Genomic DNA, 341 nt, shown 5'->3' with positions numbered 1-341 from the left:
GGGGTGGTGAGGCGGGAGGCCTCGGAGCCGACGCGGGTGGTGCCGTCCGACTCGTACCAGATGTGGGAGCAGAGCCAGATGTTGCCCTCGGGCAGCAGGGTGGAGTGGGTCTGGAGGCCGGTGCCCGGTTCGGGATATGGCGTGAAATAGGTGTCGCGGCTGCGGCCCTCGTGGAGCGCGAGGATGGCGGGCTTGTTGTGTGTCTCGATGACGAGCCGGCCGCCGGGCAGCAGCAGATCCGCCGCCCGCCGCACGGCCAGCGCCTGGTCCTCGGGGGTCAGCAGCATGGAGAGCGTTCCGCAGACGCAGTACACGAGGCCGTACCGCTCGTCGGAGGTGTA

Annotated in this window: 1 pseudogene; it reads right to left on the bottom strand. The window is 69.8% G+C overall.

Annotation, left to right across the window (positions count from 1 at the left end):
* A pseudogene (locus CU044_RS03035) lies at positions 1 to 341 on the bottom strand (SAM-dependent methyltransferase); the annotation flags it as partial.

It is taken from the genome of Streptomyces sp. L-9-10, from assembly GCF_004151105.1.
In the GTDB taxonomy this organism is placed as follows: domain Bacteria; phylum Actinomycetota; class Actinomycetes; order Streptomycetales; family Streptomycetaceae; genus Streptomyces.
Note: the sequence above shows the minus strand (reverse complement) of the source record. Positions and strands in the feature narration are given on the sequence as shown.